The organism is Sorangium sp. So ce693 (assembly GCF_051521375.1).
Taxonomy (GTDB): domain Bacteria; phylum Myxococcota_A; class Polyangia; order Polyangiales; family Polyangiaceae; genus Sorangium; species Sorangium atrum.
Map to the genome: position 1 here is coordinate 11,597,425 of NZ_CP150347.1, position 14,517 is coordinate 11,611,941.

Consider the following 14,517-nt stretch of genomic DNA (forward strand, 5'->3'; position numbering starts at 1 on the left):
CGCCCAGGGAGACGACGCCCGGCTGCTGAAGGTCGCGATCCACGGCGCGAGCGGCAAGATGGGGCAAGCCATCGTCCGGCTCGCGGCGAACGAGCGAGCCCAGGTCGTGGGCGCGATCGTGTCGCGCGGCTCCTCCCGCATCGGCCGTGACGTCGGCGAGCTCGCGGGGACAGGCAACATCGGCGTCGCGATGAGCGACGACACCAGCGCCGGGCTGCTCGGCGCGGACGTGGTCATCGACTTCTCGCGGCCCGAGGCGCTCCCCCGTCTCCTGCACCTCGCGATGCGGGCCAAGGTCGCCGTGGTCAGCGGCACGACGCGCCTCGACGGCACGTGCGAGCGGCTGCTCGACGAGACGGCGCAGCACGTCCCGGTCCTCTGGTCGCCGAACACGAGCATCGGCATCCACGTGCTCGCGGAGATCGCGGCGAGCGCGGCGCGGCGGCTCGGGCCCGGCTACGACGTCGAGATCGTGGAGGTGCACCACCGCGCCAAGGTGGACGCGCCGAGCGGCACGGCCGTGCGGCTCGCCGACGCCGTGCGCGCGGCCCGCGAGCCGACCGCGACGCTCGCCGACGTGCACGGCCGCGAGGGCAACGTCGGCCCGCGAAAGGCGAACGAGCTCGGGATCTTCGCCGTACGCGGCGGCGACGTCATCGGCGACCACACGGTCCACCTGCTCGGCCCCGGCGAGCGCATCGAGCTCACGCACCGCGCGACCAGCCGTGATCTCTTCGCGCGCGGGGCGCTGCGCGCGGCGTGGCACCTGCACGGGAAGCCGCCCGGCCGATACACGATGGCCGACGTGATCGGCGGCTGACGGCGGCGCTCCAGGGCCGGACGCGGGCGATCCGCGATCCGGCGCGCCGCGGGAGAGCCACAATGTGGTCAGCGGCGGTTCGCCGCACTACGCTGCGGCGCTCGTATGGAGACGCTCGCTGCGAGGATCGCACGCGCCGGTCCGCTGCCGGACAGGGACGCGGTCGGCTGGGTCGTCCGCCTGGCGAAGCGCGTCGAGAGCCTGCACGCGCGCGGGACGGTGCACGGCCGCCTGTCGGCCGCGTGCGTGGTCATGGAGGGCGAGCCGTGCACGTCGACGGGGTGGCTCTCGGACCCGCTCGCCACGCCCGCCTTCGTGGGTTATCGCTCGCCGGAGCGGGCCGCGGGCGAGGGGCCGTCGCGCCGGGACGACACGTGGGCGCTCGCGGTCACCCTGTACACGGCGCTCTCGGGAGCGCTCCCGTTCCCTGCCGAGAGCGACCAGGAGCTCCGCCGCAAGCAAGGCGCCGGCGCCGCGCCGCGGATCACGCCGCCAGGCGCTGCGGGCGACGCGCTGTGGCGCGTGCTGGACCAGGCGCTCGCGCGCGGCGCTGAGCAGCGGATCACCGAGGTCGCGGCGCTCCGTCGCGCGCTGGAGGCGGCGCGGCCGGACGACGGCCTGGAGGAGCTGCCGCCGCTCGATGAGCACGCGCTCGCGGCGCCGGCGAGGACCATTCCAGCGCCGCGCCCGTCGAGCAGCGGGGTGCGGGGGACGTCGAGCTCGCAGCCGCCCCGCAAGAGCGCGCCGCCGCGCGAGGGCACAGGCTCGCAGCCGCCCCGCAAGAGCGCGCCGCCGCGCGAGGGCACAGGCTCGCAGCCGCCCCGCAAGAGCGCGCCGCCGCATGGCCACTCGAGCTCGCAGCCGCCGCCCATCGCGAGCGCCTCGGCCCGCCGGACGCCGTTGCCCCTCCACGGGCTCGCGAGCCTGGGCCTCCGGTCGTCGACCGGCGCGCCCACCACCCCGCCTCCGGAAGCGCCAGACCGTCCCTCGAAGGCGCAGACCGCGCTGCCTGCCGCATCGCCGCGGCTCGCCGGCGCAAGGACGGAGGACGGCGCGCGTGCGGGCGCAGTGGCTGCCCCGACCGCGCAGGTGCAGCCGCCTGTCGTGCCTGCGGCGACGGCGCAACCGCCCGTCGCCCCCACAGGGACGGCGCAGCTGCCCTTTGCGCCCGGGGCGACGGCGCAGCTGCCCTTTGCGCCCGCTGTGACGGCGCAACCGCCCGTCGCCCCCGCTGTGACGGCGCAGCTGCCCTTTGCGCCCGCTGTGACGGCGCAACCGCCCGTCGCCCCCGCTGTGACGGCGCAACCGCCCGTCGCCCCCGCTGTGACTGCGCAACCGCCCTTCTCGCCCACCGCGGTGCCCCTCTTCGACGCGGATGCCCCGGCGAGCCCGCGAACGATCGACGATCTCCCCTGGCTCGGCGAAGACGACAGGCACGAGCCGTCGCATCCCTTCCCGATGGCGCCCGGCGGCGCCGCAACGCGCGTCGGCGCGCCCGAGCTCGGCGCACCGACGCCCCACGTCCCGGCCGTCGATCTGCTCTGGCTCGGCGAAGACGACACGCATGAGCCGTCGCACCCCTTCCCGATGGCGCCCGGCGGCGTCGCCGCGCGCGGCGGCGCGTCCGGGCTCGGCGCGCCGCCGCGCGGAGCGACGCCGCCGCTTCGCGCGCCGGCGTCGGCGCCCGGGGCGAGCCGCGAGACGCCGTCCGGGGCGCGCCGGTGGGTGACGCTGGCCCTGGGGGTCGTGGCCATCGCGGGCGCCGCGGGGACAGCCTGGTTCTGGCTTCGCCACCGCGACGCCGCGCCGCCGTCCCTCCCGGCGCCGCCGTCCGGCTCGGAGGCTGCGCCCGCCGCATGCGCCGCCCCCGCAGAGCCGAGCGCCCCGGCGCCCGGTGACGCGGGCGCAGAAGAAGCAGGTACGGCGGCGCCAGCGGACGCAGGCACCGCGAGCACAGCGCCGGATCCTGCGGCCACGGCGGACTTCGCCGCGTGCGCGATGCCCTTCTTTCCCGGCAAGAGCGTCGACGCCGCCACCGCGGGCCAGCTGTTGTCCGTGTGCGCCGAGATCGACCCGATGAAGGGCGTCGCGGCGCTCAAGAGCCACCTCGCCCAGGCAGCTGGGCCCAAGGGCGTCTCGGACGCCACGAAGGAATGGGCCGTTCTCGGCTGGCACGACATGGCGACCCTGGCCACCCTGCGCGCCCGCTGCTGCCACGCCCCGCCCCCCCTCGAGCTGCCCCCCACGCCCGAGGGCTGCGCCCCGCTCGACGAGGCGCTGAACGAGCTCGGCGCGGCCGTCGCGTCGGCGTCTGCTCCGGGCGATCGGACGGTCGCGAAGGCGGCCCGGCGGTACATGCGCGCAGCCCAGTGCGTCGCCCGGGTCGGCGCGGCGACCCGTTACGGGCGCAAGGACAAGCCGAACGGAGGCGAGGCGAGCGCCTTCAAGAAGGTGCTCTCGCGCGCGCTCCGGAGCGCGGCACAGGCGCGCTGAGCCGCGCGAACGTCACGTCGCCCGTGGCGCACGCCGGTGGTGCGCGCCGCGCCACGGCGTGACGTGGCGGACGGCGCGGCCGGCTGAACAGCGCGGCTCGATCGCGCGACCACCTCGCCGAACGAGCGGTTCTGGGGTAGCGTCCGCGGTCCCATGTCCAACGAAGCGAGCGATCTCCTGCTCGAAATCGGCGTCGAGGAGCTCCCCTCGTCGTTTGTCGAGGCCGCGCTCCGCGCGCTCCCGGATCTCGCAACGAAGCGCCTCGCGGAGCTCAGGCTCCGCCACGGCGCCGTGCGCGCGCTCGGCACCCCGCGTCGGCTCGCGCTGCTCGTCTCCGGGGTCGCGGCGCGCCAGCCGGACCTCGAGGAGGAGGTCACCGGCCCGCCGGTCAAGGCGGCCTTCAAGGACGGCGCGCCCACGAAGGCGGCCGAGGCGTTCGCGCAGAAGCTCGGCTGTACCGTCGCGGAGCTGCGCCGCGTCGAGGGGCCGAAGGGCGAGTACCTCGCGGGGACCCGCCGCGAGGCCGGCAAGCCCGCGGCCGAGCTCCTCCCCGACGTCCTGACGTCGCTCGTCGCGGCCATCCCCTTCCGCAAGTCGATGCGCTGGGGGCAGGGAGATTTCGCGTTCGGCCGCCCCATCCAGTGGCTGGTCGCGCTCTCCGGCGGCGAGGTCATCCCCGTCGAGATCGCCGGCATCCGCAGCGGGCGCACGAGCCGCGGCCACCGCTTCCTCGCGCCGGGCGAGATCGCGATCGGCGCCGCGAAGGACTACGTGGAGGCGATGCGCGCGGCGCACGTGCTCGTCGACCCCGAGGCGCGCGCGAAGCTCATGCGCGAGCGCCTGCTCGCCGCGGCGCGGGACGCGGGCGGGGCGCTGATCGAGGACGACTTCCTGATCGGCGAGAACCTCTCCCTCGTGGAGGAGCCGCACGTCATCGTCGGCAGCTTCGAGGAGCGGTTCCTCGAGCTGCCGGAGCGGGTGATCCTCGAGGTCGCGCGCGGCCACCAGCGCTACTTCGGCGTCCGCGACGCCAGGACGGGGGCGCTGCTCCCGAGGTACCTGGCGGTCGTGAACACCGCGGAGGCGCCCGAGAAGATCAAGCGCGGCAACGACAACACGATGCGCTCGCGCCTGTCGGACGCGCAGTTCTTCTACCGGGAGGACGTCAAGATCCCGCTCGCGAACCGCCGCGAGAAGCTCGGCGGGATCGTGTTCCAGAAGCGGCTCGGCAGCGTGCTGGCGAAGGCCGAGCGCGTCGAGCGGCTCGCCCGCGAGCTCGGCCTGCTCCTGATGCTGCCCGAGCAGACGCTGGTGGCGGCGGCCTCCGGGGCGCACCTCGCGAAGTGCGATCTCGTCGCGCTGATGGTGGGCGAGTTCCCCGAGCTCCAGGGCGAGATGGGGCGGGCGTACGCGCTCGCCCAGGGGGTCAGCCCGGAGGTGGCCGACGTCGTCCGCGATCACTACCTGCCCAAGGGCGCCGCGGACGCGACGGCGCCGACGCACGCCGGCGCGCTGGTCGCGATCGCCGATCGGCTCGACACCCTGGTCGGCTGCTTCGCGATCGGGCTCGTCCCCACGAGCACCGCCGACCCGTACGGGCTGCGCCGCGCGTGCCTCGGCGTGCTGCGCACGCTCCTGGATCGCGATCTCGATCTGCGCCTCGGCGCCGCGTTCGGCGCCGCCTACGACGGCTACGCCGGGGTGGAGCTCAACGTCTCGCGCGAGGAGCTCGCGACCCGCCTCGGCGAGTTCTTCTCCGAGCGGCTGCGGGGCCTGCTCTCCGACCGGCTCCCGCAGGACGCGGTCCTCGCGTGCCTGCGCGTCGCCGCGGATCGCCCGCTCGATCTCAGGGCCCGCGTGCGCGCGATCGACGCGCTGAGCCCGGAGGTGCGCGCGCGGGTGGGCGAGGTCTTCAAGCGGGCCACGAACATCGCCGACAAGGCGCCTGCCGGCGAGCCGGTGGCGCCGTTCGGACAGGACGTGCACCCGAGCGAGACGGCGCTCTTCGCGGGGTACCTCAAGCTGCGCGAGCAGATCGCGTCGGACGTCCGGAGCGGCTCGTACGACGCCGCGTTCAGGGCGGTGGCGGATTTCGCGCCCCTCTTGCACCAGTACTTCATCGGCGTGTTCGTGATGACCGACGACGCGGCCGTGCGGGACAACCGGCTGCGGCTGATGCGCGCCCTGTCGGAGACCTGCGGGAGCCTGGCCAGGCTGGAGCTCCTCGGCGAGGCGCCGCGCGCGGCGTCGTAGCGGGGCGGGAGCGGCGCCTCGGCCTCGCCATGGAGGCGCCGCCCCTCAGTCTGCTGGTGGCTGGCGCCCTCATCGACGGTGGCTCGATCGGGGCGCGTCGAGCGCGACGCCACGTGGAGCGGCCAGCTCGTCGGCTGGAGCGCCCGGCTGCGGCGCCTGGCACCGCACCTGCACCAGCACGGCACCAGGCGCCACGCCGCCCGCGACAACCCCCGGCGGCGCAATCGACCAGGCGACCAGGCGTCGGGAGCCGATCTCAGCTCAGCCGAGCGGCGATGCGCTCTCAGCATGACAAGAGGAGGGTGAGCAGCGATGTCTTCAATCGAGGCGAACAAAGCGATCGCGCGACGGTTTCTCGATCTCGTGAGCGAACACAAGATCGAGGAGCTCTGCGAGATGATCTCTCCGTCGTGGAGGATGCACGGCGGGCCGCCCGCGCTCCCCGAAGGGCCGGAAGGGATCCGCACGCTCTTCGGGACATTCGGCGCGGTCGAGCAAACATGGTCGATCGAGGACGTCATCGCCGAAGGGGACAAGGTGGTCGTGCGCGCGAAGAACACGTGCGCACAAGCGAGCTTCCTCGGCATCCCGAGCCACGGACGGCAACAGACGTTCACCGCGATGTTCATTCACCACATCGTCGATGGCAAGATCGTCGAGACATGGCGTAACGCCGACGATCTCGGCCGGCTCTTGCAGCTCGGCGCGCGGTTCGAGCCAGGGGTACCCAAGGCTTCGACGTGAGCAGGCTGGGCGCGCCTCGCGTCCATCTTCGCCTCGTCAGCGCTGCTATCGAGTTGAAGAGGATTCCATCCGGGCCACCTCGATGGATCACGAAACGGCGACTCTCAAAGAGTCGTGAAACCACGTCCATGCACTTCGCTTCGCGGGGCCGATAAGCCCACCGGGGACGATGCGCAGCGCCTCCGGCGCCTCGCCGGGCCGTCGGGCGTCTGGACCTGCACGCTCGCCAGAAGCTGCTGTACCGTTCGCCCCCATGCCGGGATCTCAGCCCTATCCGTTCGCGTTCTTCGGGGCAGCGCCGAGCGACTGGTTCGATCTCGAAGGGGACCTGTTCTCCTATGAGCTCTGCTTCGTGGCGCCCCCGGACGCGACCGCGCGGCGCGCCGCCGGCGAGGCGTGGGAGCGGGCGCTCGACGCGCGCGCGGTGGAGCACTGCGAGCCCTTCCAGTGGGCCGATCGCTGGGCGCTCGTGCGGGTGCGGCCGGCCGGGTGGAGCAAGGCCTGCATCGCCGACATGGCGCGCGCGGTCCAGCAGGCCCTCACCGCGGTGCACGGCGCGCACCCGATCGAGGTGGCCTCCCTGGCCGAGGCGATCGAGGCCGACAGCGACTGGGACGCCTGGTCCGCCGAGCAACGACCCGAGCCCCCGGCGGGCCCGAGGTGGCCCGTAGAGCTGCCCCGCTTCGGCGGAAGCCAGCGCTTCGAGGCCGCGTGCGCGGTGGATCCGGAGGTCGAAGCCGCGCGCGAGGCGGCGCGCGCCGCGGCCCCCGAGGAGGGGCGCTCGTCGGAGCGCGCGGCGGGCGACGACCACGACACGGACGAGGCGGACGAGGCGGAGACCAGCGACGACGACGACGACAAGCCCAGGGTCATCTCCGGCGGGCTCCGGCTGGAGCGCGTGCCTAGCTACACGGCGCCCGAGCCCTCCGACGAGCAACTGAAGCTCTTCGGGCAGAGCAGCGAGTGGCTGATCGCCGCGAACGGCCTCGTCTTCGGTGTCTCCAAGCCGAAGCGAAAGCCGCCCGTCGCCGCGTGGATCGAGAACGGCGAGCTCCGCACCGCTCAGGGCGATCCGCTCACCACCACGCACGGCATATCCCTCGCCGCGCGCGACGACGGCGGCGCGGCGCTGATCGGGGAGGACTCGGAGGCCGTATGGGAGGTCGTATTTGCGGCGGGCTCCGTGCGGCGCCTCCTGGAGCACGGCGAGCCCTTCTCCGACGTCGCCTACGGCCCGGACGACCGGGTGCTGGTCGCGAGCGACACGATCGAGGTCTACCGCCGGGAGGGCTCGGGCGTCGCGCTCGAGGGGCGCTGGGACCTCGACAGCTACGGGATGCGCTCGGTCTTCGGTGGACGCCTGCTCCTCTTGAAATGCTTCGACGACGAGGACGAGAGCGCGGACGGCGTCACCATCCTCGGCTACGATGGCTCCACGGTGCGCCGGCTGGCGCGCGTGCGCATCGCGGTCGGCGAGATCGTGATCGACGGCGCCCGCGTCGTCGTGATCGACGGCGACGACGGCTACGTGCTGCTCGGCCTGGAGGAGCTCGCCGCGCGCTTCGCCGCGCAGCCGGAGTCCTTCCCCGAGCTGAAGAAGCACGAACCCGGCAACGAGGACGAAGACGAGAGCGCGTCCGGCGAGGGCGACGACGAGGGCGAGAGCTCGTCCGGCGAGGGCGACGAGGAAGAGGGCGCCCGGCCAGAGGTGCTGGAGGGCGCGCTCCGCGTGGAGCAGCGGAAGTCGCGCGAGGTGCCCCCGGAGCCCGAGATCGAGCGCGCGCAGCGCGAGCTGTTCGGGTCGACCTCCTGTGTCTCGGTCGCGCCCGGCGGCCGCGTTTACGGCATCGCGAAGCTCCGGCGCAAGCCGGTGACGGCCGCCTGGATCGAGGGCGGTGAGCTGAAGCGCGCCGAGGGCGAGGCGCTGCCCAGCCCCCATGGTTACATCGCGGCGCGGGAGGACGGCGGCGCCGTGCTGTACGGGTTCGACTACAAGCTCGTCGCCGAGCTCTCCTTCGCGGACGGCAAGCTGCGCCGCCTCTTCGAGCACGAGGCGTCGATCTCCGACATCGCCTACGGCCCGGAGGACCGCATCCTCCTCTCCACGGGCGAGTCGCTCGACGTCTACCGCCGCGAGGGAGAGGGCGCCGTCCTCGAGCAGCGCTGGGGCGTGGGCGGTTACGGCCTGACCCCCGCCCTCGGCGGCCGGCTGCTCCTCGTCAAGAGCTACGAGGGCGAGGACTCGGAGGACGGGCTGACCATCGTCGGCTTCGACGGGAGCAAGCTGCGCCGCGTGGGCCGCGTGAAGGCCTCCGTGGGTGAGGTCCGGATCGCCGAGGGCCGGGCCTTCATGGATCACATCGGCGACACCTACGAGCTGCTCGGCCTCGACACGCTGATCGAGCGGCACGCCACGAACCCCGACGCGTTCCCCGAGGTCGCCGTGTACACGTCGTCCGAGGAGGACGATGACGACGACGAGGCGCCCGAGTCGGGCCCGAAGAGGCCGCCCGAGGAGTACGCCATCGAGCCCGCCCCGGGCCGCGTCGGCCTGCGTTACCTGGGCAAGCAGCGCCCGCTGCCGGAGGACGAGGAGGACATCCCGAAGGACGTGCGCGCGCGTTTCGGAGCGGGCGCGCGGGAGATCGAGCGCTACCGCCCCGCCGACGTGTACATCGGGTGGAAGAAGGAAGCCCGGCGCTCCTTCGTCTTCGCCGTGCTGAAGGACGGGGAGCTCATCGAGACCGCGGTGAAGGCGAGCTCCCCCTCGTCGACGGGCCTTGTGAACGCGGATCGGAGCGCCGCGCTCGTGGCGACCGACGGCGACGCCAAGCTCTGGTGGGTCGACCTCCCGCACGGAAAGCCGGTCCTCGTGCACGACTTCAGCAAGGAGGACAGCGAGGACGAGGTCTACACGCTCGAGGCGCTCGCCTCCGGGCGGGTGATCGTGGGCACCTCGTCGGAGACCTGGATCTTCTCGGTCAGCGGCGGCGCGTCCAGGCTGGAGGCGCGCGGCGACCTGGATCTACGCGTCGTGGAGAGCGCCGCGGGCGGCCGTGTGGCCGTGCTGGAGGTCTCCGAAGGCAAGCCCATCCGGGTCTGGGGCGTCTACGACGACGGCATCCGTACGCTCGCCGAGCTCGAGCCGGAGCCCCTCAGCTTCGAGCCGAGCGCTGACGGCAAGTTCTTCTTCGAGGCCGTGAATCGCCTTGGCTGGTATGAGCTCGTCAACCTCGAGGACGCCTGGGAGGCCGGGCGCCGTGACACCTCTGGCGAGCGCTACCCGCGCGTGGCGCTCGCGCCGAAGCCCCCCGAGCAGGACGAGGACGACGAGGACGGCGACAGCGACGATGAGGACGGCGATAGCGACGACGAAGACCCGCAGTCTGGCGAGTGAAGGTGGTCCCCTCGATGCGTGGGTGAGCGGTCGAGCTAGCGTCGCTCTTCCAGGAGGGGGAATCGCATCCAATCTCCTCCGTCACGGGCAGCAAGCATGACGGTGCGTGGAGAACCACTTCAGCGCCGAGCCACCCACAGCGAGTGGTGGTGATGGCCAGCGCGGACGGCTCGGTGATTGGCGAATACGGGCTAACGAGCAAACCAGTAATGCGATTCACAGCCAGTGAGTTGACGCTCGGCACTCGCTTTACTCGCGTGCAATGCCCGATGTAGCCTGTCGGAATGGGGGTCTCGCTGATCCCCGTGGGAGGGCGCCGATGCGGTTCTCGCTGTTTCCGGTCTTGCTCACGTTCTGTATAGGGGGCTGCTCGTGCGGGAGCGACACCGAGGCGGAGGGGATGCCCACGGGCAGCACAGGTGTCGTTCCAGGCAGCACAGGCGGTGCAGATGGCGGAGGTGGCGCAGGTAGCACAGGCAGCGCAGGTGGCGGACACGTAACGTGCGTCCCAGGGCTGCAGTCCATCGCTCTGTCGCCTGACGACTCCACGGTGGAGATCGATGGCCACTCCGCTGCACCGATCACGTTCACGGCCACCGGGGCGCTCTCCGACGGCACCACGAGGGCGCTCGAGCCGGGGGCGCTCCTCTGGTCAGCGACGCGCGGCGACGACACGCCTCCGGGGACGATCGCGGGCGGTGTTCTGGAGCCTTTCGCCTCAGCGGGCGGCACGGTGCGAGTCACTGCGAGCGATGGATGCGTGACGGGAGAGACGACCGTCGTGCTCCACCTGAGCACGGTCCTCGGCACGCCGAGCGATCAAGGCGCCTGGGCGGGGACCCCGGTCACGGGCGCTCCTGCGCCAAGCATCGTTTACCCGAGCGATCAAACGCGCTTTCCGCGGAACGTCTACCGCACGCTGTTCCAGTGGCGGAGCCAGGGGTTCACGGAGTTCCGGCTCGTATTCACGGGCGCGAGCTCCACGGTCACCATCTTCACGGACGGCGCGCACGGCCTCTGCGAGAAGGCCAACCCCGCCGCCGGGTGCTGGGAGGTGGACGAGACGACATGGAACTACATCGCTGGCTCCAATGCCGGCGGGACCGCGACCTGGACGGTCGACGCGCTCGATACCTCGACGACGCCAGCCACCGTGCGCCGCTCGGCCACCATCGAGATAGGCTTCTCCAGGCAGGACGTGAAAGGCGCGATCTTCTATTGGTCGACGACCTCTGCCGGAGTGCGGCGGGGGAAGATCTCTCGCCAGACTCCGGAGGACTACATCGTGGGCAAGCCCCCGACGAGGTCGTCTTCGCCACGGGCGACGGCGATGCTCCCGGCGGCTCATCGCTCGCGCGTATTCCGTACAGCAACGGCGTCTGGGGGCAAGCATCGGTCCTGCTCGCGCCGCCCGCCAAGAAGAGCGACCTCTTCCCGAGCTTCTCTCCGGACGCGGCATGGATCGCGTTCTCGCGGGGGAAGGGCGGCCACGGCGACGACACGGCCCAGCTCATGGTCCTCAGCGCGAGCGGCGGCCAGCCGGTGGAGCTCCTCAACGCGAACCGCGTCACATCGAACCAGAGGACCGACGGGCAGTATCAGAACAGCCAGCCTACCTGGGCGCCGCCAGGCGATCTCAACTGGATCGCGTTCAACACGAAGCGGGAGTACGGCGTCGTGCGCCCCGAGGGGACCCAGCAGATCTGGGTGGCCGCCATCGACGTCCAGAAGGCTGCTGCGGGCCAGGACCCGAGCTACCCGGCGTTCCGCGTGCCGTTCCAGGGTCTCGACGAGAACAACCACCGCGCCTACTGGACCCTCGACATCAACGAGGACAGCGGCGGCGCGGGCGGGAGCGGCGGCACAGGCGGCGCGGATGCAGGGGGCGCGGGGGGAAGCCCGACGGAGCCCGTATGCTCGAAGATCCTCGACGTTGATGAACTCTGCGATCCGGTGAACGACTGTTGCCAGACCGGCTCTTACTGCGACACATCCGATGATGGCGTGACGTACACCTGCATCGCAGCGATCAGGTAGTCGCGCTGCCGCGCATGGGCGCCACGAGGGCGGCGCCCGCCGTCAGGCCATCGCGCTCGAAAAGCCCCGCGCCGCCCGGCCGCTCGACGCCATCGAGAGCAGCCGGCTCACGCGCTCCTCGGTCGTCGGGTGCGTCGAGAACCACTTCAGCACCGAGCCAGCCCCGGCGAGCGGGTTGACGATGAAGAGGCTGGCCGTCGCTGGGCGCGCCGCCTCGGGGGGCACGAGCGCCACGCCGTGCTCCAGCTTGGACAGCGCGCTGGCGAGCGCCTCCGGGTCGCCGGACAGCTTCGCGCCGAGCTCGTCCGCCATGTACTCGCGTGACCGCGAGATGCCGAGCTGCACGAGGGTCGCCGCGATCGGCGCCACGATCGCGAGGGCCAGCCCGCCGAGCGGGCTCGCGCCGTCCTCGTCGTCCGACGATCCGCCGAATATCCCGGCGAAGCTCACGGCATGGGCCACCCACGTGATGCCCGAGGCGAACGCCGCCGCGATCGTCGACACCAGGATGTCGCGGTTCTTGATGTGCGCGATCTCGTGCGCCAGCACGCCGCGCAGCTCACGCTCGCTCAGGAGCTGCATGATGCCCTCGGTCACCGCCACGACGCCGTGCTCCGGGTTGCGCCCCGTGGCGAAGGCGTTCGGCTGCGCGTCCGGGATGACATAGACGCGGGGCTTCGGGATCTCCGCCCGGCTCGAGAGCTCCTCCACCATCCGGTGCAGCCCCGGGGCCTCCAAGGGCGAGACCTCGGCGGCCCGGTGCACCGCGAGCACGATGCGGTCGGACATGAAATACGCACCCAGGTTCATCGCGAGCGCGAGCACGCCGAACAAGACGAGGTACCCGGGCCCCAGCGCCCCGCCGATCGACACCAGGATTGCCGACATGACGCCGAGCAACAGGATCGTCTTGATCTGGTTCTTCATGAACTTCGTATCCTCCTCGAAGCGGAGCGCTGCAAAAGCCGCTCCCTGGAGATCGATGTGTCGCGCGCGTCGCATTGCAATACCGTGCGCCCTCTGATCAGCAGGCGGCGCGTCCGCTGGATTCCCTCGTGTGGATTCGCGGCCCCGGCTGGCCCGCCCCATTTCGCCCCAGCGACCCATTTCGCCCCTGCCGGCGGATGCTCTCGGGGCGCGCCTCAGCTCGCCAGATCGCTGCTTATTCCGCGCTGAGTCCGTATTTTCGCATCAGGCGATAGAGCACGTAGCGGCTCGACAGCCCGAGCGCCTGCGCGGCGCGCGTGATGTTCCCCCCATGCTCCTCCAGGCTCGCCCGCACACGATCGGCGGACGGATCCGGGATCTCGGGGGGCGGCTCCGACGCGCCTGCCGGCGATTCCGACGCCTCGATCGCCGCCGGCGGGGGGGCAGCGACGGAAGGTGAGCTCTCCGACCACTCGATCTCGCTGCCCTGGCTCGTCGACATCGCGCGCCACAGGAGGGCATCGAGCTCCCGGAGGTTCGTCGTGTACCGGCGCCGCATCAGGTGATCGATCAGGGTCGCGCCGACCGCGGGCTCCGGATCCCCGTCGCTCCTCGCCGCCAGGAAGCGCCGTACCGCGTCGGGGCTCTTCGCGGCCGCGCGGCGGAGCAGGTGCCGCGCCAGGAAGGGGATATCGTCGCGCCGCTCGTCGAGCCCTGGGACCTCGAGGCGCAGCACGAGGCGGGCGCCGACGTCGTGCTTCAACGCCGCCGGGTCGCGGTTGGTCGCGCCGATCAGGCGGAAGTGGGAGCGCTTCGCGACCGCCGCGCCGAGACAGTGATATTCGCCGCCCTCGTCGAGGACGCGGAGCAGGTTCGCCTGAAGGCCCTCGGGGAGCTCGCCTATCTCGTCTAGGAACAGCGTGCCTCCGTTCGCCGCGCCGATGAGGCCGGGCCGCTCCGGCATCCCGGGGTTCGGGTACCCCTTCACGTTCCCGAAGAGCTCCGCGTCGATGAGGCTCGCCGGGATCGTCGCCGCGTTGCGGGCGATGAAAGGCCCCCTCGCCCTGGCCGACAGCGCGTGCACCGCGCGCGCGGCGAGCTCCTTGCCCGAGCCGCTCCCGCCGAGCAGCAGCGTGTGCTCGTCGGCCGTCGCCATCCACGCGATGCGATCGCGAAGGTGCCAGACAGCGGGGCACTCGCCCACGATCCCGTGGCCGTCCGGCGCGCCGAACACGGGCGCATCGGCGAGCTTCGCGCTGGTGAGCGGGGCGAGCTTCCGGGGGCGGCGCGTGCAAAAGAGCAGGAGCTGGCCCTTGAGCAGCAGCGTGTCGCCGGGCTCCAGGACACACCGATCCACGCGTTCGCCGCGGACCTCCATCGCGCATCTTCCGATGCGCTCGATCCGCAGCCGGCTCCCCTCCGGGCGAACGCGGAGCTGCTCCCTCGACAGGCCGGGGCCGGCGAGATCGGCAGTGCGCTCGACGCAGCCGGGCCGCTGGCGATAAAAGACCGTTCGTTCGACTCCGGAGCCGTCCCGAGGCCCGCCGCGGCCGAGGATCTGCGCTCCGCCTTCAGCCTCGAAGAACGCCAGCTCGCCTATCCGGTGCGGCTCGGAGGCGGCCCAGGCGATCATCAGCGCTGTTGTTTCACCCTGGGATCGCTCGGGCGCGACCGTCTGCGAGCTGCCGAGGTCGAGGGTGGAGGCTGAAGCGGCCATGCAACGTGGCTCCGTGCGCCGGTCCGCCCGCCAAGGTAACGCGACGGGAGGGAAAGTACATCCCCCTGAACTCGCCCGTATGTCCGGCGTCGGGCGCAGCTGCTAGGCTCCCGGGGCCGCAGGGACCGC

General features: G+C 72.4%; 8 protein-coding genes. 6 read left to right on the plus strand and 2 right to left on the minus strand.

What is annotated here, in order from left to right; all coding sequences use genetic code 11:
* Positions 1-22 precede the first annotated feature (22 nt).
* From dapB to WMF14_RS43335, 6 genes are all read left to right on the plus strand, one after another.
* Positions 23-820 (plus strand): 4-hydroxy-tetrahydrodipicolinate reductase, encoded by a 798-nt coding sequence (gene dapB, locus WMF14_RS43310; RefSeq protein ID WP_437804402.1) that lies wholly within the window; start codon positions 23-25, stop codon positions 818-820.
* 105 nt (positions 821-925) lie between these two features.
* Positions 926-3,313 (plus strand): hypothetical protein, encoded by a 2,388-nt coding sequence (locus WMF14_RS43315; protein ID WP_437796292.1) that lies wholly within the window; start codon positions 926-928, stop codon positions 3,311-3,313.
* 153 nt (positions 3,314-3,466) lie between these two features.
* A complete protein-coding gene (gene glyS / locus WMF14_RS43320) occupies positions 3,467-5,566 on the plus strand; it encodes a glycine--tRNA ligase subunit beta (protein ID WP_437796293.1) in 2,100 nt (699 codons plus the stop codon).
* 312 nt (positions 5,567-5,878) lie between these two features.
* Entirely contained in the window at positions 5,879-6,310 is a 432-nt protein-coding gene (locus WMF14_RS43325) for an ester cyclase (RefSeq protein ID WP_437796294.1), read from the plus strand.
* Between the two features lie 253 nt (positions 6,311-6,563).
* Positions 6,564-9,707 (plus strand): hypothetical protein, encoded by a 3,144-nt coding sequence (locus WMF14_RS43330; protein WP_437796295.1) that lies wholly within the window; start codon positions 6,564-6,566, stop codon positions 9,705-9,707.
* A gap of 1,218 nt (positions 9,708-10,925) precedes the next feature.
* Entirely contained in the window at positions 10,926-11,744 is an 819-nt protein-coding gene (locus WMF14_RS43335) for a hypothetical protein (RefSeq protein WP_437796296.1), read from the plus strand.
* A 42-nt stretch (positions 11,745-11,786) separates the two neighbouring features.
* Here WMF14_RS43335 and WMF14_RS43340 read toward each other — a convergent pair whose 3' ends face one another.
* Both WMF14_RS43340 and WMF14_RS43345 read right to left on the minus strand, forming a co-directional pair.
* Positions 11,787-12,671 (minus strand): zinc metalloprotease HtpX, encoded by an 885-nt coding sequence (locus WMF14_RS43340; RefSeq protein WP_437796297.1) that lies wholly within the window; start codon positions 12,669-12,671, stop codon positions 11,787-11,789.
* A gap of 235 nt (positions 12,672-12,906) precedes the next feature.
* Positions 12,907-14,388 carry a sigma 54-interacting transcriptional regulator gene (locus WMF14_RS43345; protein ID WP_437796298.1) on the minus strand — a complete coding sequence of 494 codons (1,482 nt, stop codon included), beginning with the start codon at positions 14,386-14,388 and terminating at the stop codon, positions 12,907-12,909.
* Between the last annotated feature and the right edge of the window lie 129 nt (positions 14,389-14,517).